The sequence below is a fragment of the Nonomuraea sp. ATR24 genome, assembly GCF_041950485.1.
Taxonomy (GTDB): Bacteria; Actinomycetota; Actinomycetes; order Streptosporangiales; family Streptosporangiaceae; genus Nonomuraea; species Nonomuraea ceibae.
This window is the reverse complement of record NZ_JBGNUU010000008.1, coordinates 15,344-33,219: the sequence shown is the minus strand read 5'-3', so window position 1 is coordinate 33,219 and position 17,876 is coordinate 15,344. Positions and strand designations below refer to the sequence as shown.

Below are 17,876 nucleotides of genomic sequence, written 5' to 3'. Positions count from 1 at the left end.
GAGCCGGTATCGCGGTCACGGTCTACGACCTGCCCTGACCGTGTGGCTTCACGGAGGCCCAGTCCCATGCAACCCTTTGGCGTACCAGGGCGCGATACTGTCATCCACCGGACCTACCGAAGATCACCTCCCGAGCCGGATCTGCCGCACGGGTCCTGAGACCTGACGGAACAAGCCACCGGACCTGGTGCGGCGGGGGCCGCGTCGCGCCGTACGGGCAGATGCCCTGCCAGGCGCACTCCCGTGGGGCGGTGCTCATGCTGAGGAGGTGCCGGGCCGGTCGCCGGGGTGTTCACTCCTGGTTCCTGATGAACTCGCGCAGCCAGTGGAAGCTCGCCTTCTCCGTGCGGACCTGGGTCTCGTAGTCGACGTGGACGAGCCCGAACCGGGCGGCGTACCCGCGGGCCCACTCGAAGTTGTCCAGCAGCGACCAGCAGAAGTAGCCGCGCACGTCCACGCCGTCGGCCATCGCGGTGCGGATGGCGGCCAGGTGGTCGCGCAGGAAGCCGACCCGGCCGGTGTCGTCGAGGGTTCCGTCGTCGCCGTAGCCGTTCTCCGTGATGAAGATCGGCGGCAGCGCCGGATAGCGCCGGGCCAGGCCGAGCAGGGTCTCGTGGAGCCCGTGCGGCTCCATCGGCCAGCCCAGCCCGCTGGTCGCAGCCCCGTCCGGGGTGACGCTGCGCACGCCCAGGTCGAAGGCGGAGCGCAGTGCGGGGTCCGCCTGCTGGTACGGGGCCGCGGCGGCGTGGATGCGGTAGTAGTAGTTGACCCCCAGGAAGTCCAGCGGGGCGCCGATGACGTCCAGGTCGCCCTCGCGGCGGAAGGAGAAGTCGCTGATCGCGCCGAAGACCTCCGCCATGTCGGAGGCGTAGGCGCCGAGCAGCAGCGGGTCGGTGAACTGCCGGTTGACCAGCAGGTCCATCTTGCGCGCTGCCTCCGCGTCGGCGGCCGAGCCGGTCGCGGGCACGGTGGGCGACATGTTGAGCGTGATGCCGACCTGCTGTCCCGGCCGTGCCCGCGCCCGTAGCCTGGCCACCGCGAGGCCGTGGCCCAGCAGCAGGTGGTGGGCGGCGGCGAGCGCGCCGTGTCCCTCGCGGGCGCCGGGCGCGTGGCGGCCTTCGGCGTAGCCGACGATGGACGAGCAGTACGGCTCGTTCAGCGTGATCCACTGTGTCACCGTGTCGCCCAGCGCCTCGTGCGCGACCTCGGCGTAGTCGGCGAAGCGTGCGGCGGTGTCGCGGGCGCGCCAGCCGCCGCGGTCCTCCAGCGCCTGGGGCAGGTCCCAGTGGTAGAGGGTGACGTACGGCTCGATGCCGCGCTCGCGCAGGGTGTCGGCGAGCTTCCGGTAGAAGTCGAGGCCGCGCTGGTTCACCCGGCCGTCGCCGTCGGGCATGATCCTGGGCCAGGCCAGCGAGAAGCGGTAGGCCCCGGCGCCGAGCCGGTCCATCAGCTCCACGTCCTGCGGCCAGCGGTGGTAGAAGTCGCAGGCGTGCTCGCCGCTGTCGCCTCCGGCCACGGCGCCGGGGACGCGGCAGAACGTGTCCCAGATGGAGGGCCCGCGCCCGTCGGCGGCCACGGCGCCCTCGATCTGGTAGGCGGCGGTGGCCGTGCCCCACACGAATCCAGGGGGAAAGGCGGTACGTTCCCGGTTCATCCCTTGATCGCTCCTGACATGATTCCCCCAATGATCTGACGGCCCAGCGCGGCGAAGACGGCCACGATCGGCACGATGGCGAGCACGGTGCCGGTGAGCACGAGCGCGTAGTCGGTGGTGTAGCCGCTGGCCAGGCTGGAGAGCGCGACCTGGACGGTCGGGTTCTCCGGGGTGAGGACGACCAGCGGCCAGAAGAAGTCGTTCCAGGCCTGCATGAAGGTGAACAGCCCGAGCACGGCGGCGGCCGGGCGGGCGGCGGGCAGCACGACGTGCCAGAACAGCCGCAGCGTGCTGCATCCGTCGATGCGCCCGGCCTCCAGCAGTTCGTCGGGGATGGCGCTGGAGAGGTACTGGGTCATGAGGAACACGCCGAACGCGGTGACCAGGCCGGGCACGATCACCGCCTCGAGCCTGCCGGTCCAGCCGAGCTCCGCCATGAGGATGTACAGCGGGATGATGCCGAGCTGCTGCGGCACGGTGGTGGTGGCGATGGCCATGACGAGCAGCACGTTGCGCCCGCGGAAGCGCAGCTTGGCGAAGGCGAAGCCGGCCAGCGTGGAGAACAGCACGACCGAGACGGTGACCGAGCTGGAGACGAGGACGGAGTTGAGCATCGCCTGCCCGAACGCGGTGGTGTCGAAGACCCGGGCGATGTTCTCGAACAGGTGGCCGCCGGGGGTGAGGACCGGCGGGACGCTGGCGATGGCGTCGTTGTCGTGGGAGGCCACGACCAGCGACCAGTAGACGGGGAACAGCGAGCCGAGCAGGACGGCGATGAGCGCGGCGTAGGTCCAGAACCCCGCTCCTTGGGGATGGAAGCGGCGTCGGACGGTGGTGACGGCGGCCATGTCAGCTGCTCCTGATCCTGCGCGTGATGGCGAAGTTGACGAGCGCCATGACCACGATGATCATGCAGAGGGTCCAGGCGATCGCCGAGGCGTAGCCGAACTCGTACAGGCTGAAGCCCTGCTCGTAGAGGTAGAGGCCGACGGTCTGGAACTGGCGGTCCGAGCCGCCGGTCGGGTTGCCGGTGCCGGCCTGGAACAGCAGCGGTTCGGCGATGATCTGGAAGCCGCCGATGGTGGACACGACGGCGGTGAAGATGATCGTGGGGCGGAGCATCGGCACGGTGATCTTCCGGAACTGGGTGAACTGGCTCGCGCCGTCCAGCCGGGCCGCCTCGTACAGGTCCTCGGGGATGGTCTGCATGGCGGCCAGGTAGATGAGGGCGTTGTAGCCGGTCCACCGCCAGATGACGATCAGCGAGATCGCGACGTGCGACGAGAGCGTGCCGGCCTGCCAGTCGATCGGATCCAGGCCCACCAGTTCGAGAGCCCAGTTCACCATGCCGAAGTCGCGGCCGAAGAGCTGGGCGAAGATGATCGTGACCGCGACGATCGAGGTCACGTTGGGCAGCAGCACGCCCATCCTGAACAGCGTGCGGGCGCGCAGCCTGCGGTTGAGCATGTGCGCGATGAACAGCGCGGCCAGCAGCTGGGGCACGGTGGACAACAGCCAGATGCTGACGGTGTTGAACAGCGCGTTCCAGAAGTAGTCGTCGGCCAGCAGGTCGGCGTAGTTGGCCAGGCCCACCCACTCGTGGGCCGGGTCCAGCAGGTTCCAGTCGGTGAGGGAGACGTAGGCGGTGTACAGCAGCGGGAACATGCCCACCAGGCCGAACAGCAGGAAGAACGGCGCGATGTACAGGTACGGCGAGCCCTTGACGTCGAGCTGGTAGGCCCAGCGGCGCCGGGGCCCTGATCTGGCGGAGGTCATGGTGGCTCCTCGGGGGGCGGGTGGTGACGGCGGGCCCTGACCGCCCGCCGTTACCGGCTTTCACAGGTCGGCGCGCGTCACTTGCTGATGCGCTCGACGTCCCCGAGCATCTGCGTCCACGCCTCGGCGCCGTCCTGCTTGCCCTCCTCCACGCGGTTGATCGCGTCGCGGATGGCCGTCTGGATGTCGCCGGCCCTCGGGCCCTGGTACTGCGGCTTGAGGTTGCGGGCGGCGGTGGTGAAGATCTGGCCGATCGGCGCGTCGTTGAAGAACTCGTGCTTGAGCCCCGTCACCTCGGGCTTGTCGTACGTGGCCACGGTCGAGGGCAGAATGCCGTGCTTGGTGAACACCTCGATCTGCTGTTCGGGCGCCGTCAGCCAGGCGATCAGCGCCACGGCCTCCTTCGTGTGCTTGCCCTGGGCGGGGACGGTCAGGTACGAGCCGCCCCAGTTGCCGCCGCCGCCCGGGATGGCGGCCACGTCCCACTGCCCGGCGAAGGCCTTGCCCTGGTCCTGGATCTTGGCGAGCATCCAGGCGGGGCAGGCGATGGTGGCGAACTGGCTCTTGGCGAAGCCGGTGTTCCAGGCGGGCGAGCTGCCGACGAGCTTGGCCGACTGGCCTTCGGCCACGGCCTCGAGCACCTGGTCGTAGGCGGAGCGGATGGCCGGGTTGGTGGCGACCACGACGTTGTCCTGGGTGTCGTAGTAGCCGGTCTCCATCTGGCCGACCATCGCGTTGAACACCTGGGGGCCGCCGTCGAAGAACGCGGCGCCTTCGGGCTTCTTGGCGGTGTAGCGCTTGCCGGTCTCGAAGTAGGACGTCCAGTCGGGCCAGAGCTCGGCGACCTTGTCACGGTCGGTGGGCAGCCCGGCCTTCTCGAACAGGTCGCGGCGGTAGCACATGGCCAGGCCGCCGACGTCGGTGCCGTAGCCGATCTGGGCTCCCGACTTGGCCAGCGACGCCTCCCACTTCCACGGCAGCCAGCGGTCCTTGAGCTGGTCGGCGCCGTGCTGGCGCAGGTCGGCGAAGTGCTGGGGCTGGTTCCTGAACTGGGCGATGAAGCCGGTGTCGATCGCCTCGACGTCGGCGGCGCCGCTGCGGGTGGCCAGGTGCGCCGCGAGGTTGCGGTGGTGGTCGTTGTACGCCGACGTCCTTTCGACGATCTTGATGTTGGGGTGGGCGGCCTCGTACTTGGCGTAGAGCTCCTTGAAGCCCATGTTCCCGAACAGGTTGAGCGTCAGTGTGATCTTGCCGTCGGTCGGCGTGGAGCCGGCGGAGGGGGAGCCGCCGCAACCGGCGGCGAGCATGCCGATGACCAGCGCTCCGGCGGCGAGACGGGTTCGTCCTGCAGACACCTGGGACTCCTTCGAGGGGAGAGAAAGGGTGACTGCGAGATGCGATGAAGGCCGAGCCCCGCGGCAACGGTGCGGCATCGGCCTGTTAGAGCGTCATCTCACATACTGCTGCCACCCTCTGTCAAGTCACAGAAACGTCACGTGTCGGAAATCGACGGTGATTGATTGACAGGGGATGGACCCTCACATAGGTTTCATGCAACCGGTTACATGAAACCGGTTTCAGCGAGATGCGATAGCGTACGTCCGTGGCAACGATTCGAGAGCTGGCGCGCCTTTGCGGGGTGTCACCGGCGACTGTCTCCCGCGTGTTCAACAACCCCGAGGTGGTGAACGCCCAGACCCGCGAGCTGATCCTCAGCACCGCGGCACGCATCGGATACCTGCCCAACGAGTCGGCCCGCACCCTGGCCACCAAGAGATCCCACATGGTGGGCCTCATCTGGGACACCGACCACCGCCGCCCCGGCTGGCGGCACCCGTTCTTCCAAGAGATCCTCATCGGGCTGAAGACCGCGCTGAGCGAGCGCGGCTACCACCTGCTCATGCTCGCCACCAGCGAGGACGGCACGCCCGACAGCTTTCTCCGCGCCGTGCGCAGGCACAACCTCGACGGCGTGGTCTTCATAGACAACGGCAGAGCCGACCCCTCGCTCCAGCCGCTGGCGGAGTCGGAGGTGCCCTGCGTCTCCCTCGACCGGCCCGTACGGGGACCGTGGACCACCTACGTGACCTCCGACAACGTGGGCGGGGCCCGTGAGGCGGTCCGCCACCTGCACGCGATCGGGCGCCGGGCCATCGCCACCATCACCGGCCCGGCCGGCACCAGGCCGGGCGCCGAGCGGCTGCGCGGCTACCTGGACGAACTGGCCGCGCTCGGCCTGGCGCACCGGCCGGAACTGGTCGTCGAGGGCGACTTCTACCTGTCCGGCGGCTACACCGCGATGCGCGCCCTGCTGGAGCTGGAGGAGCGGCCCGACGCGGTGTTCGCCGCGGGCGACGAGATGGCGATCGGCGCGCTGCGGGCCGTGACCGAGGCGGGGCTGAAGGTGCCCGAGGACATCGCGCTGGTCGGGTTCGACGACATCGAGCTGGCCGCTCTGGTGCCGCCGGGGCTGACCACCGTGGCCCAGGACAAGGCGGGCTTCGGGACGGCGGCGGCCGCGGCGGTCATCACGATGATCAACGAAGGCGCCACCCCTGCCCCGCGGATCCTGCCGACCTCCCTGGTCGTCCGGGGCTCCACCGGGTAGACCTCGGGCGGGCGGCCGTCATCTCTGCGATGGGGAAGGGTCGTGAGGCCCAAGATCACCGGTAGGGTTCGCCGGGAAGCGAAGGAGCCCGTGACGTGTCACCCTCAGCCCCGTTGGCCTGGCCGGCGGCCATCGCCGCCGCGAGCTACCCCACCTGGGACACCTGGAAGAGCTGGTTCGACCGGTCCTCCCTGTACGCGGCGGCCAGTCTTTACGAGGAGAGCGACGCGAGCGATTACGACGGGGGCTTCACCGAGGGCGTCATCCGCTGCGTACGCCCGTACGACGCGATCGACCGCTCGCCGTTCCTGCCGTTGCGCGACGACCTCGCCACGCTCACCGAGCTCGCGATCATCTGGGCCGTGCCGGTGGTGGCCGTGCTGGTCGCCCTCGTGCGGCGGCGTTCGGCGACGGCGGGACCGCGTGCCGCCGGGGTGCTGGCGCTGGTCGCGCTCGCCCGGCCGCTCTCGGCCGACTACCGGGGGGACGGCATCTGCTCCGGCTCGCTGCCGGTGTTCGGCGCAGAGTGGTTCGGGGCGTTGCCGGGCGGCTGGGGGCTCTGGGAGTTGTGCCTGCTGGTGGCGGCCCTGCTGGTGTTGCTCGCCTCCGGCTCCCCGGCGCCGCCGGTCCCGGGGCGGCGCGCGGCGGCGGCGGTCCTGGACGCCCTGGTGGTGTGGGGGCTGGTGGCCCTGGCCCCGCTCCTCACCGGGGACGACTCCCTGCGCGCCGGCCTGCTGAGCCTGCTCCGGTTCGACGACCTCCGCGACGACCCCGCCCGGCTGCTGGTGCTCGTGCTGCCGGCCGGCTACCTCCTGTGGCGGCAGGCCCGGCGGCGTAAAGGGGGGTTGGATCGCCTTGACGGACCGGCGTCCTAGAGGCCGAGGAGGGAGAGGGCCTGGTGGCCGGCGGGGCCGAGCCAGGTGGCGATGGCGGTGATGGCCTGGATGACCGCGAGACCCGCTCCGGCGAGCGCTCCGGCATGTTCGAGGGTGGTGGTGAACGCCTGGAGGTGGCGGCCCATGCGGCCGGGGTCGGGGGAGGGCTGGGCGGCTTCGTGCTCCAGCGCGGTCAGCTCGGTCTCGGCGGTGCGGTGTTCGGCGGGGGTGAGCCGCAGCTCGTCCAGGGCGCGGCGCAGGGTGTCGAGGTCGGCGCGGAGGGCCGTTGCGGGGTCGGTGGCGGGGCCGGTGCGCAGGTCGCGGCCGGCGATCTGCTGGTGGCCGTGGATGTTCAGGTTGCCGCTGCCGGCGTTGACCGGGCCGCGTACGTCGCCGAACCGGAAGGTTTCCCCGCTCATCGGGCGCCGCCTCTCTGCCGCCGCCGCCCTTTACGGGGCTCGGTTCTTTTGCGAGCGGCTTTCGCCATGGACAGGCCGAGGGCGGCGAGCAGTCCGCCGCCGAGGAACAGCGCGAATCCGGCGGGCGCCGACGGTATTCCGGCCACCAATTCCTGTGCGAAAGGGTCGTCGAGGAGATTTCCGGAGAATCCGCTGAAGATGACGCCGGCGAAAAGCGCGAATCCCAGAAGTGACACGCACGCGCCGAGGACGGCGATGCCGCGCCCGGGGCCGCGTCCCTGGAACACCTCGTCCCACGGGTCGTAGTCGTCGGTGACGTGGACGGTGTCGCCGTAGATGTCGCGCCCGGCGATCTGCTGCCTGCCGCCCGCGTTGAGGTGGCCGCTGCCGGCGTTGACCGGCCCGGCCACGTCGCCGAAGCGGTAGCCGTACTCCGGCTCGGGCTCTTCGGCCTGCATGAACCGCAGCGTGGCGAAGCCGATGCGGACCTGGTCGCCGTCGCGCAGCACGTGGCCGGAGGTGAGCTTGCGGCCGTTGACCCAGGTGCCGTTGAGCGAGCCGAGATCGCTGATCACGGTGCGGCGGCCGTCGTTGTCGATGGAGGCGTGGCGACGGCTGACCCCGTCGCAGTCCAGCTGGATGCCGGCGCCGTGGGCGCTGCCGATCTCGGTGTGACCGGTGAAGATTTCGAAACTCGCGCCCGCCATCGGCCGGCTGGTGACGACCAGGCATGGCTGAACAGCGTCATTGTAGGACATATGCACCCCCTTTTGCGGTCAGCGCGATAAGCTTCCAGCCCGCAAATACTGCGTCGACAGTATTCGGGAGGTAACAATAACCTACTCCCCGGCTCAACAACCCATTCGATAAATCCCCTTTTATCGGTTAATAGTGGGAAATGTCGATCAGGCTTTCCCGTCATCCGCCACGTACGGCCGCAGGGTCGCGGCCAGGTCGTCGCGCAGGGCGGCGGCCAGGGTGCCGTCGCCGGACAGCGCCCACACGATGAGCGTCCCGTTGTAGGTGACCTGCACGGCGCGCGACAGCGCCGCCACGTCGGTGCCGGCGGCGAGCTCGCCCGCGGTGACGGCGTCGGCGAGCAGGGTGGCGATCTCCTGCCGCATCCGCCGGGCGTGCTCGGCGGCGTGCTCGCGGAAGCCGGGGTCGGTCAGGTCGAGCTGCAGGAAGCCGAGGCTGCGGGCGAGCTCGTGGGGCGTGGCGACGCCAGAGGCGAGCGCCTCCAGGGCGGCGTGCAGGGCGGCCAGTGGCGCCGGGTGCTCGTCCCTGGCCCGCTCGAAGGGGGCGGCGACGGTGCGTGCGGAGTGGGCGGCGACGGCGAGCAGCAGCCCGCGTTTGGAGCCGAACCGCTGCACGAGCGTGGCCGCCGCCAGCCCGGCCTCGCGGGCGGCCGCGGCCAGCGTGAAGCCCTGCGCCCCGTGCCGGCCGATGGCCCGGGCGGCCGCCTCGAGGATCGCCTCGTCGCTGGTCGTGCGGGGTCTGGCCATGCCGCTCCTTCGTGCAGGTTTGTAAATGAGCATACATTTACTAATGTGGTGCGCATGACTTCATGGACCGATGTCGAAGCCGCGGCTCCCGAGCTGGCCGCGAAGGTGCGGCGGCTGCTGGAGGCCCAGCAGCACAAGGTGCTGGCCACACTGCGCGCGGACGGGTCGCCCCGGGTGAGCGGCACCGAGACGCAGTTCCGCGACGGCGAGCTGTGGATGGGGTCGATGCCCGGCGCGGTCAAGGCGCTCGACCTGCGCCGCGACCCGCGCATGGCGCTGCACGTCGCCACGCCGCCCGAGCCACCGGGCGGCGGCGTCTGGGAGGGCGACGCGAAGCTCGCCGGGCGGGCCCAGGAGATCACCGACGAGGCGACGCTGGCGGCGTTCGAGCTGCCGGGCACCGGCTCGCACCTGTTCAGGATCGAGGTGACGGAGATGGCCCTGACCCGGGTGGAGGGCGACGAGCTGGTCATCGACATGTGGCACCCGGGCAGGGGCGTCCGCCAGGTCCGGCGTAAGTGATCTACTTTGTGAAGGCGGTCAGTGAACGGAGAACCCGCCGTCCACGTACAGCATCTGCCCGGTGACGAACGCCGAGGCGTCACCGGCGAGGAACACGGCGGCGCCGGCGAAGTCGGCGGGCACGCCGTTGCGGCGGGTCATGTGGCGGGCGGCGAGCTGTTCGACGCGGCCGGGGACGGCCTGGGCCGGCTCGGTGAGCGGGGTGAGCACGAAGCCGGGGATGATCGTGTTGACGCACACGCCGCGCGGCGACCACGCCTCGGCCTGGGAGCGGGTCAGGCCGCCGATGGCGGCCTTGGCGGCGCCGTAGACGCCGCTGTCGCCGAACGCGCTGACGGTCTGCTGGGAGCCGATGTTGATGATGCGGCCCCAGCCGCGTTCGGCCATGCGGGGGCCGTAGTGCTGGCCGAGCAGGTACGGGGCGGTCAGGTTGACGGCGATCGTCTGGTCGTAGTCGTCCTCGGTGAGCTCGGCCATGGGCTTGCGGATGTTGTTGGCGGCGTCGTTGACCAGGATGTCGATCTGCCCGGCCTGCTCGCACACGCGGCGGACGGCGGCGCGCTCGCCCAGGTCGGCGCTGATGGCGGTGGCGCGGACGCCGTGGCCGGCGAGCCGGTCGAGGGCCTTGTCCAGTTCGGGCTGCCTGCGGGCGACGATGACGAGCTCGGCGCCGGCCCGGCCGAGGGCCTCGGCGATCTCGTAGCCGATGCCGGAGCTGCCGCCGGTGACCAGGGCCCGGCGGCCGTCGAGGGAGAACAGCGCACGCAAGTAGTCGGACATGGCCGAAGAAGCTAGCACGGCGCCCGCGCCGGACCGCCGGGCGGGGCGGGCGAGCGCTGTGAATCTACTTTGTAAAGGCACCCGGCCGGTGCGGCGAGCCGCGATCAACCCTTCTGGACGACCTCGACGAGGCTGGTGAGGCTGTCCTGGTCGCGGCCGGCGGCGACGCCGCGACGGAAGAGGTCCAGGGTGGCCGCGGGGAGCGAGGCGTCGACGCCGGACTCCTCGGCGGTGCGCACCACGTGTTCGAGGCTGGCCACGGCCATGGAGAGCGTCTCCACGTCGCCCGCGTGGTTGCCGGCGTCGATGCGGGGCGCGTAGAACTCCAGGAAGTAGCGGAAGTCGGCGGTCTTGAGGGCGTGCGGCAGGAAGTCCTGCGCCGAGATGCCGTTGGCCTGCGCCAGCGCCTGTCCGTGCAGGTAGCCGGTCAGGCCGATCCAGAACATGTCGATGCCGATCTGGTAGTACAGGGCGGCCAGTCCGGGGTCCTCGCCGAGGTGGTCGATGCCGGTGAGCGTCTCGAGGGTGGCCCGGTGGGTCTCGATCGCCGCCGCGGGGCCGCTGTAGTAGGTCATGGCGCCGGGGGTGCCGATGCCGGGCGGGGGGACCTGGACGCCGCCGGTGAGCTGGACGGCGCCGTGGCGGGCGAGCCAGGCGGCCGCCTCGCGGGCGCGGGCGGGGGTGTCGGAGGTGAGGTTGGCGACGGTACGTCCGGCCAGGGCGGCGGGGGCCTGTTCGAGGATGGCGTACACGGCGGTGTAGTCGGTCAGGCTGAGCACGACGAGGTCGCTGGCCCGCAGCGCGTCCTCGACGGTGGGGGCGAGGCGGGCGCCGCGGGCGACGAGGGCGCCGGCCTTGGCGGGGGTGCGGTTCCAGACGGTGAGGTCGTAGCCCCGGTCGAGGTAGGTGGTGGCCATGGCGTGGCCCATGGGGCCCAGGCCGATCACGGTCACGGACGTGGCGGTCATGAAGGACTCCTCCGGCTAAAACGAACGTTCTATTCAACGTGGAGGACCCTAGCACGGCTAAAACGAACGTTCTACTCAGTAGGATGGCGGCATGACGACGACGCACGAGCTCGGCACCCGGGAGCGGATCGTCCGGGCCACCTCCCGGCTGATGCAGCGGCGGGGCTACGAGGCGACCGGGCTGAAGCAGATCTCCCAGGAGGCGCGGGCCACGCTCGGCTCCGTCTACCACTTCTTCCCCGGCGGCAAGGCGGAGCTGGCGGTCGCGGCGGTGCGCCACGGCGACGAGGAGTTCGCCGCCTTCCTGCGTGAGGTCCTGGACGAGGCGGACGACCCGGCGCAGGCGATGATCGTGTGCGCCGAACGCCTGGCGCAGGGGCTCAGCGACTCCGGCTGGCTGGACGGGTGCCCGATCACCACGACCGCGCTGGAGAGCTCCGGGCGGGTGCCCGACATCCAGCGCGCCGCCGACGAGGCGTTCGCCCACTGGCGTGCCGTGGTGGCGGCCAGGCTGCGCCGGTCGGGGTTCGCCGGTGACGTGGCGGCCGACCTCGCGCACACGGTGGTCAACACGCTGGAAGGCGCCGAGATGTCCGCGCAGGTGTCGCAGAGCCGGACGCCGCTGCTCGTGGCGGGCAGGCACCTGGCCCGGCTGATCGACTCCTACCGCTGAGGCGCCCTGCCGGTCAGTAGGCGGGCAGCCAGGTGGTGAGCGCCGTCATCAGCAGGTCGGGGGCCACGTCGTGGTCCTGGCCGGGCAGCTCGCGCAGCGTGGCGTCGGGCAGCACGGCGGCCAGCGCCGTGGCGGCCCCGGCGAGCCAGGGCTCGCTCGCGCCGCCGTACATGACGAGGGCGGGGACGCCGACGCCGGCGAAGCGGTCCAGGGCGGCCGGGTCGCCGCTCTGGGTGTCGCCCATGACGGCGGCGTCGTGGGCGAGTGAGGGCGCGAGCCGTTCCATGCCGGCCCAGAACGGTTCGGCGCGCATCGGAGCGACGGCCTCGGCGGGGAACCCGGCGGCCTCGGCGAAGAACTGGGCGAGCGCGTCGCCGGGGCGGCCTTCGGCCAGGGCCCGCTGGAGGCGTTCGCGGTAGCCGGGGCCGAGCGGCGGGCGCGCGCCGTTGACGACGAACGGCGGCTCCCACAGGGCGAGCGCGGTGATCGGCAGCCCGGCGCGTACGGCTTCCAGGGCCAGGACGGCGCCGGAGGACAGGCCGAGCACGGCGGCCTTGCCCCCGGCCAGGTCGATGAGGGCGGCGACGTCGGCGATCTCGGCCGCGACGGCGTCGGCGGCGGGCAGGGCGGGGCCGGCGGGGCCGCTGGCGCCGCGCCCGCGCCGGTCGTAGGTGATGACGGTGTGCCGGTCGGTCAGGGAGCGGGCGAGGATGCCCTCGGTGGGGTGGGAGTCGCGGTGCGCGAGGGCGCCGTTGACGACGAGCAGGGCGGGGCCGGAGCCGATCATCGTGCAGGCGATGGGGGTGCCGTCGGCGGAGGTGACGGTGTCGTTCACGGAGGGTCTGTCCTCTCGGCGGGGCGCTTCAGCGGGGTGGTTCGATGAGGGCGCCGGCGCGGAGGCAGGCGGCGAGGGCGCGGGGGTCTCCCGTGCGGGTGTAGACCTCGGCCGCGGTGTCGGTGAACTTGATGACGTGCTCGTCGGCGTGCGCGACGGCCCGCTCCACCACGTCGGCGGCCCCGTCGGAGTCGGTGGGTGCGCCGGGCAGCGTCTCGGCCGGGGCTGGGCGCGCGGGGGCGTAGGCGGAGAAGATCGCGGCGGTGGTGGTCCAGATCGCGGTCAGGCTGGGCTTCCACAGCTGGTGCGGGAGCGCGGGCAGCGCGTGCAGGACGGCGTTGGGGGCGGTGGCGGTGTGGACGAGCAGGACGGGCGCGCCGTGGCCGTGGGTGAGGTAGCGCAGGGTGGCCGCGGTGACGAGGTCGGCCAGGCGGGCGCGTACGTCGTCGGGGGTGGCGGCGGGGCGCAGCGCGGTGACCGTGGCGTCCCAGCCGGGCAGGCGGGGAAGCTGCCCGAGCCGGTCGGCGACGTAGCCGCTCTGGTCGGGGATGCGGGGCAGGGCGTCCAGGGCGGCGTGCGGGTCGAGCGTCCCGGAGGGGCGGCCGACGGCGGGCACGGGCTGGGAGCGGGCGGCCCAGAAGGCGAGGCCGTGGGCGAGTTCGCCGAGCGGGGCGGGGCCTTCGGCGCCGGCCAGGAGCGCGCGGGTGGCGTGGCCGACCCTGATGACGCCGTGGGTGGTGCCGGCCAGGACGCCGGGCAGCAGGCGGGCCCACCAGGTGGCGAGCACGTCGCGCCAGGGCTGTTCGGCCAGCAGGCGGGTGAAGTACGCGGTCCAGTCGCCGACGCGCCGCCCGTCGCCGAGCGCTTCGGCCCAGGTGGCGTCGTCGATGTCGGCGGTGCGGCCGGGCAGGTCGTCGAGCCGGTCGAGGTAGCCGGTCATCCAGCGGTCCACGCGGTCGGCGTGGCCTCGGCGCACGAGCACTTCGACGGCCATCGGGCCGTGGTTGGTGAGCTGGTTCTCGCCCCATTCGGGGCCGGTGCGGTGGAATCGTGCGTAGGCCTCGTTCAGTACGTCGCCGGCCACGGTGATCTCCTTCGTCCTCGTCCGGGTTCGTGGAGATCAGTATGTGCCGGGGTGGTGGTGCGGGGCATGCGTGGTTGCCACGGATTCACCACGCATGCCCACTGATCGGCCGCCTACGGGCGATGTGCCAGGCGGTCCCAGAAGGCCAGGTTGTGGAGGGCGTCCTGGTCGTAGGCGCCGACGCCGCCGGGGCCCGGGGCCAGGCGATGGACGTGCCCGGCGCGTACGGGCTTCCAGCGCGGCAGGCCGGGAGCGTTGGGGTCGCCGGTCGCGGCGAAGCGCGACCAGTACGCGATCATCAGGTCGCCGAGCTCGCGCTGCTCGCGGGTGAGCGGGGCCCCGGGGAACAGGAACGACAGTTCCGATCCGTGCGAGGCGAGCGGCTCCACGCCGCCGGGAAGGGGGAAGATCGGCGGCGCGGTGCGGTCGGCGAACGCGTAGGAGTAGACCGGGGTGTGCTCGCTGAGCAGGCGGTCGCTAACTCGGCCGGCCCAGGCCCAGTCGAGATCGCTCATGATCGCCGCCACGGCCTGCGCGGGCCGCCCGCGGGACGGGTACTCGGCCGCGATCGCCGCGGCGTCGTCGCCGAAGAGGTCCCGCAGGCCCTGCTGGTATTCCTGCTCGGTGAGACCGGGGAAGATCAGCGAGGTGAACAGCGTCCCCTCGTCACGGGTGATGCCGGTGAGGATCGGCACGCGGTGGAAGCGGCCCTGTGCGAACACGGTGGCGGGATCGGCGGGCAGCACGGCGTTGCCGTAGCCGGGGAGGGGGAGCGGCTGCTGCGCGAGGAGCTGTGAGACGGGCTTGCGGCGCAGGCAGGCGACGGCTGTCTTCGGGTCGGTGCAGCCGAGCGCGGTGGCGATGGTGGCGCCGTGCGCCTCGTGGGCGGTCTTGGGCACCCACATGGGGAGGTCCATGACCGGCCTCAGGCGGCTGCCGGTGAAGGCGGTCTGGGAGCAGAACGTGCTCTGGGTGATCGCCCGGTGGAAGAGGCCGGCGGCGGTGGGCGACGCCAGGTGGGCGCAGACCGAGTGCGCTCCGGCGGACTCCCCGAACAGCGTGACGTTGCGCGGGTCGCCGCCGAAGGCCGCGGCGTTGCGCTGGACCCAGCGCAGGGCGGCCTGCTGGTCCTCCAGCCCGTAGGCCCCGCCGCCCGCCAGTCCGGGATGACCGAAGAAGCCGAACACGCCCAGCCGGTAGTTGACGGTGACCACCACGACGTCGCCGCGCGTGGCCAGGCGGGTGGCGTCGTAGTCGCTGCCGGCTCCCTTGGTCAGGCTGCCGCCGTGCAGCCAGACCATGACGGGCCTGGGGCTGCGCGCGGTGGCCGGGCGCGGGGCGCTAACGTCGAGGTACAGGCAGTCCTCGCTGTCGCTGGCCGGCAGTCCCCACAGGTCCGTGGACTGGGCGCATCTGTCACCGGGGCGTGTCGCGTCGCGGACCCCACGCCAGGCGGGCGCCGGCTGGGGCGACCGCCAGCGCAGGTCGCCGACGGGGGAGCGGCGTAGGGGATGCCCCGGAAGGTCCGGTGGTCGCGGGCGGTCTCGCCTCGCACCAGGCCCGTGTCGGTCCGGACGACGTCCCGTGGGGCCGCGTCCGCCGGCGCGGTGCCCGCCATGACGAAGGCCAAGCTCAGCACGGCTGCGCCGAGAGTACGTTTCAAGGTCATGCCGCGAGCCTAGGGATGGCGGCTCGGCGGGGTAATGGCGGTGAATCCCGGCCCGGGGTGCACCTGGATACACCGTCGGGCTTGCCGCGGACGCACGGGAACGGGTAGGCTCGACTGCTCAGAACGGCGACAGCCCACAAAGCCTCCTGTTAGGAGTGTATCACAGAATGGCGAATCGTCAAGATGCTCTTGCGGAAGCCCTTGACACCGAGCAGGGTGTCGTCTCGGCGCTCTACGCCAGGCTGGACGAGGCCCGCCGGCGGACGGCGGAGCTGCTGCGCGACGTGTACGGGCGTGACGCGGGCGGGTCGCGGCAGGCCAGGGTGGAGCGCGAGGCGCTGGCGGCCGAGCAGGCGCGCCGGCTGGCGCAGCTCAACGCGGTCGAGCGCGGCCTGTGTTTCGGCCGGGTCGACGACCGGGCGGGGCGCACGACGTACGTGGGGCGGATCGGGCTGCGCGACGAGGAGCACGAGTCGGTGCTGATCGACTGGCGGGCGCCCGCGGCCCGCGCGTTCTACCTGGCGACGGCGACCGATCCGGGCGGGCTGGTGCGGCGCCGTCATCTGCACACGCGGGACCGCACCGTCGTGGGGCTGGACGACGAGGTGTTCGACCTGGAGGGGATGAGCGACGGCGACCGGCGGTCGCTGGTGGGCGAGGCGGCGCTGCTGGCGGCGCTGCGCCGGGGCCGGACGGGCCGGATGGGCGACGTGGTGGCGACGATCCAGACCGAGCAGGACCGGGTGATCCGCTCGTCGCTGCAGGGCGCGCTGGTGGTGCAGGGCGGGCCGGGCACGGGCAAGACGGTGGCGGCGCTGCACCGGGCCGCCTACCTGCTCTACACCCACCGCGACACGCTGGAGCGGCGCGGCGTGCTGGTGGTGGGGCCGAACGCGATGTTCCTGCGCTACATCAGCCAGGTGCTGCCGGCGCTGGGCGAGACGCAGGTGGTGATGGCGACGCTCGGCGAGCTGTTCCCGGGCGTGCGGGCGACGGCCGCCGACGCGCCGCGCGCGGCGGCGGTCAAGGGTGACGCGCGGATGGCGGAGCTGGTCGCGGCGGCGGTCCGCGACCGGCAGCGGGTGCCGGACGGCGACCTGGAGGTGGTGGCCGACGGGCTGACGCTGCGGGTGCCGGGCGAGGTGTGCCGGCGGCTGCGCGAGCGGGCGCGGGCGGTGCGGCTGCCGCACAACATGGCGCGCAAGCTGTACGTGACCGAGCTGCTGAAGGAGCTGGCCCTGGCCGAGGCGCGGGCGCTGGAGGCGGGGCTGCGGCTGGCGGAGATGGAGCTGGAGGATCCGGAGCTGCACGAGCCGCTGGACCTGGAGCGTGACCTGGACGAGGTGGACGTGGCGCTGGCCTCGCGGCGGCTGTGGGCCGAACCGGCGGTGCGGCGGGCGGTCGACGCGCTGTGGCCGGAGCTGACGCCGCAGCGGCTGGTCGCGGAGCTGCTGTCCTCGCCGGCGACGTTGCGGGCGCTGGCGCCGGCGGGGCTGGACTGGCGGGCGCTGGTGCGCCCGCGCGAGGCGGGGTGGACGGTGGGTGACGTGCCGCTGCTGGACGAGGCGGCCGAGCTGCTGGGGCGCGACGACTCGGCCGAGCGGGTGGCGGGCCGGGCGGCGCTGGAGGAGCGGCGTGAGCAGGAGCTGTACGCCTACGAGGTGCTGGCGACGACGGGCCTGCTGGACGAGGGCGTGTTCAACGAGGCGGCGATGCTGGCCGACCGGCATGACGGCGGCGGTGACGATCTGACGACGGCGGACCGGGCGGCGGCCGACCGGACGTGGGCGTACGGGCACGTGATCGTCGACGAGGCGCAGGAGCTGTCGGCGATGGCGTGGCGGATGGTGATGCGGCGGGTTCCGGCCAGGTCGCTGACGGTGGTGGGCGACATCGCGCAGACGGGGTCGGCGGCGGGCGCGCGTTCGTGGGGTGACGTGCTGGATCCTCATCTGGCGGGCCGGTGGCGGGTGGAGCGGCTGGAGGTGAACTACCGGACGCCGGCGCAGATCATGCGGGTGGCGGCGCGGGTGCTGCGGGCGATCGATCCGGGGCTGCGGCCGCCGGAGTCGGTGCGCGAGGGTGACGCGCCGCCGCGGGCGGTGCGGTGCGGCCTGGCGGGGGTGCCGGCGCTGGCGGCCGAGGAGCTGGCGGCGATCGGCGAGGGCCGGGTGGGCGTGCTCGTGCCCGACGCGCTGCGGGAGCGGGCCGGGGAGCTGTTCCCGGGCGGCGACCTGGACGCGCCGGTGGTGGCGCTGACGGTGACGCAGGCCAAGGGACTGGAGTTCGACGCGGTCGTGGTGGTGGATCCGGCGGGCATCGCGGGGCAGTCGCCGATGGGGTTGCGGGACCTGTATGTGGCGCTGACGCGGGCGACGCGGCGGCTCACGGTGGCCTACGAGGGCGATCTGCCGGAGGTGCTGTCCGGCCTGACCGAGAAATCTACATTGTAAAGGACGTGGGCTCGGGCGATTCCAAGGAATCGCCCGAGCAGAACAACCGATCGAC

The 17,876-nt window shown here is 72.3% G+C and carries 17 protein-coding genes; 5 read left to right on the top strand and 12 right to left on the bottom strand.

All coding sequences use genetic code 11. From position 1 onward, the window contains the following. Positions 1 to 292 precede the first annotated feature (292 nt). From ACBI99_RS21130 to ACBI99_RS21115, 4 genes are all read right to left on the bottom strand, one after another. Positions 293 to 1,654, bottom strand: coding sequence for a GH1 family beta-glucosidase (locus tag ACBI99_RS21130; RefSeq protein ID WP_375073174.1), 1,362 nt, complete (start codon positions 1,652 to 1,654; stop codon positions 293 to 295). After that, on the bottom strand, positions 1,651 to 2,502 hold the full coding sequence (locus tag ACBI99_RS21125) for a carbohydrate ABC transporter permease (protein WP_375073172.1): 852 nt from the start codon (positions 2,500 to 2,502) through the stop codon (positions 1,651 to 1,653). Before ACBI99_RS21125 ends, ACBI99_RS21130 begins: the two co-directional genes overlap by 4 nt. A 1-nt stretch (position 2,503) precedes the next feature. Next, complete coding sequence (locus tag ACBI99_RS21120; RefSeq protein ID WP_375073170.1) at positions 2,504 to 3,430, bottom strand: carbohydrate ABC transporter permease; 927 nt, start codon at positions 3,428 to 3,430, stop codon at positions 2,504 to 2,506. Between the two features lie 77 nt (positions 3,431 to 3,507). Further along, positions 3,508 to 4,785, bottom strand: coding sequence for an ABC transporter substrate-binding protein (locus ACBI99_RS21115; RefSeq protein WP_357585005.1), 1,278 nt, complete (start codon positions 4,783 to 4,785; stop codon positions 3,508 to 3,510). Between the two features lie 248 nt (positions 4,786 to 5,033). Between ACBI99_RS21115 and ACBI99_RS21110 the strand changes: the two genes are divergently transcribed. Next, a complete protein-coding gene (locus ACBI99_RS21110; RefSeq protein ID WP_357585007.1) occupies positions 5,034 to 6,038 on the top strand; it encodes a LacI family DNA-binding transcriptional regulator in 1,005 nt (334 codons plus the stop codon). Between the two features lie 95 nt (positions 6,039 to 6,133). Continuing rightward, a complete protein-coding gene (locus ACBI99_RS21105) occupies positions 6,134 to 6,913 on the top strand; it encodes a hypothetical protein (RefSeq protein WP_375073168.1) in 780 nt (259 codons plus the stop codon). On the opposite strand, the gene ACBI99_RS21100 is transcribed toward ACBI99_RS21105, so the two are convergent. From ACBI99_RS21100 to ACBI99_RS21090, 3 genes are all read right to left on the bottom strand, one after another. Continuing rightward, entirely contained in the window at positions 6,910 to 7,332 is a 423-nt protein-coding gene (locus ACBI99_RS21100) for a DUF5955 family protein (protein WP_375073166.1), read from the bottom strand. The genes ACBI99_RS21105 and ACBI99_RS21100 overlap by 4 nt on opposite strands. After that, entirely contained in the window at positions 7,329 to 8,090 is a 762-nt protein-coding gene (locus ACBI99_RS21095; protein WP_357585013.1) for an FHA domain-containing protein, read from the bottom strand. The genes ACBI99_RS21100 and ACBI99_RS21095 overlap by 4 nt, the downstream gene beginning before the upstream one ends. A 147-nt stretch (positions 8,091 to 8,237) precedes the next feature. Further along, positions 8,238 to 8,837, bottom strand: a complete 600-nt coding sequence (locus ACBI99_RS21090) for a TetR family transcriptional regulator (protein WP_357585015.1) — start codon at positions 8,835 to 8,837, stop codon at positions 8,238 to 8,240. Between the two features lie 54 nt (positions 8,838 to 8,891). Here ACBI99_RS21090 and ACBI99_RS21085 point away from each other — a divergent pair, with 54 nt between their 5' ends. Then, the gene (locus tag ACBI99_RS21085; RefSeq protein WP_357585017.1) at positions 8,892 to 9,359 is read left to right on the top strand and encodes a pyridoxamine 5'-phosphate oxidase family protein; all 468 of its coding nucleotides are present in this window, start codon (positions 8,892 to 8,894) and stop codon (positions 9,357 to 9,359) included. A gap of 18 nt (positions 9,360 to 9,377) precedes the next feature. Here ACBI99_RS21085 and ACBI99_RS21080 read toward each other — a convergent pair whose 3' ends face one another. Together ACBI99_RS21080 and ACBI99_RS21075 are read right to left on the bottom strand one after the other, a co-directional pair. After that, positions 9,378 to 10,139, bottom strand: a complete 762-nt coding sequence (locus tag ACBI99_RS21080) for an SDR family oxidoreductase (protein WP_357585019.1) — start codon at positions 10,137 to 10,139, stop codon at positions 9,378 to 9,380. Positions 10,140 to 10,243: 104 nt separating this feature from the next. Beyond that, positions 10,244 to 11,107, bottom strand: coding sequence for an NAD(P)-dependent oxidoreductase (locus ACBI99_RS21075; RefSeq protein ID WP_375073164.1), 864 nt, complete (start codon positions 11,105 to 11,107; stop codon positions 10,244 to 10,246). Between the two features lie 91 nt (positions 11,108 to 11,198). On the opposite strand from ACBI99_RS21075, the gene ACBI99_RS21070 reads away from it, so the two are divergent. Then, positions 11,199 to 11,780, top strand: a complete 582-nt coding sequence (locus ACBI99_RS21070; RefSeq protein WP_375073163.1) for a TetR/AcrR family transcriptional regulator — start codon at positions 11,199 to 11,201, stop codon at positions 11,778 to 11,780. A gap of 13 nt (positions 11,781 to 11,793) precedes the next feature. On the opposite strand, the gene ACBI99_RS21065 is transcribed toward ACBI99_RS21070, so the two are convergent. From ACBI99_RS21065 to ACBI99_RS21055, 3 genes are all read right to left on the bottom strand, one after another. Next, on the bottom strand, positions 11,794 to 12,615 hold the full coding sequence (locus ACBI99_RS21065; protein WP_375073161.1) for an alpha/beta fold hydrolase: 822 nt from the start codon (positions 12,613 to 12,615) through the stop codon (positions 11,794 to 11,796). Positions 12,616 to 12,643: 28 nt separating this feature from the next. Next, complete coding sequence (locus ACBI99_RS21060) at positions 12,644 to 13,699, bottom strand: hypothetical protein (RefSeq protein ID WP_375073159.1); 1,056 nt, start codon at positions 13,697 to 13,699, stop codon at positions 12,644 to 12,646. A 113-nt stretch (positions 13,700 to 13,812) separates the two neighbouring features. Next, on the bottom strand, positions 13,813 to 15,441 hold the full coding sequence (locus ACBI99_RS21055) for a carboxylesterase/lipase family protein (RefSeq protein WP_375073158.1): 1,629 nt from the start codon (positions 15,439 to 15,441) through the stop codon (positions 13,813 to 13,815). 94 nt (positions 15,442 to 15,535) lie between these two features. On the opposite strand from ACBI99_RS21055, the gene ACBI99_RS21050 reads away from it, so the two are divergent. Further along, positions 15,536 to 17,821 carry a HelD family protein gene (locus tag ACBI99_RS21050; protein ID WP_375073156.1) on the top strand — a complete coding sequence of 762 codons (2,286 nt, stop codon included), beginning with the start codon at positions 15,536 to 15,538 and terminating at the stop codon, positions 17,819 to 17,821. Positions 17,822 to 17,876: the final 55 nt, after the last annotated feature.

Excerpts from the sequence above, each read along its gene's own strand:
- ACBI99_RS21120 (WP_375073170.1), bottom strand. The coding sequence starts at position 3,430 with ATGACCTCCGCCAGATCAGGGCCCCGGCGCCGCTGGGCCTACCAGCTC.
- ACBI99_RS21100 (WP_375073166.1), bottom strand. The coding sequence starts at position 7,332 with ATGAGCGGGGAAACCTTCCGGTTCGGCGACGTACGCGGCCCGGTCAAC.
- ACBI99_RS21090 (WP_357585015.1), bottom strand. The coding sequence starts at position 8,837 with ATGGCCAGACCCCGCACGACCAGCGACGAGGCGATCCTCGAGGCGGCC.
- ACBI99_RS21130 (WP_375073174.1), bottom strand. The coding sequence starts at position 1,654 with ATGAACCGGGAACGTACCGCCTTTCCCCCTGGATTCGTGTGGGGCACG.
- ACBI99_RS21080 (WP_357585019.1), bottom strand. The coding sequence starts at position 10,139 with ATGTCCGACTACTTGCGTGCGCTGTTCTCCCTCGACGGCCGCCGGGCC.
- ACBI99_RS21085 (WP_357585017.1), top strand. The coding sequence starts at position 8,892 with ATGACTTCATGGACCGATGTCGAAGCCGCGGCTCCCGAGCTGGCCGCG.
- ACBI99_RS21095 (WP_357585013.1), bottom strand. The coding sequence starts at position 8,090 with ATGTCCTACAATGACGCTGTTCAGCCATGCCTGGTCGTCACCAGCCGG.
- ACBI99_RS21070 (WP_375073163.1), top strand. The coding sequence starts at position 11,199 with ATGACGACGACGCACGAGCTCGGCACCCGGGAGCGGATCGTCCGGGCC.
- ACBI99_RS21075 (WP_375073164.1), bottom strand. The coding sequence starts at position 11,107 with ATGACCGCCACGTCCGTGACCGTGATCGGCCTGGGCCCCATGGGCCAC.
- ACBI99_RS21050 (WP_375073156.1), top strand. The coding sequence starts at position 15,536 with ATGGCGAATCGTCAAGATGCTCTTGCGGAAGCCCTTGACACCGAGCAG.
- ACBI99_RS21125 (WP_375073172.1), bottom strand. The coding sequence starts at position 2,502 with ATGGCCGCCGTCACCACCGTCCGACGCCGCTTCCATCCCCAAGGAGCG.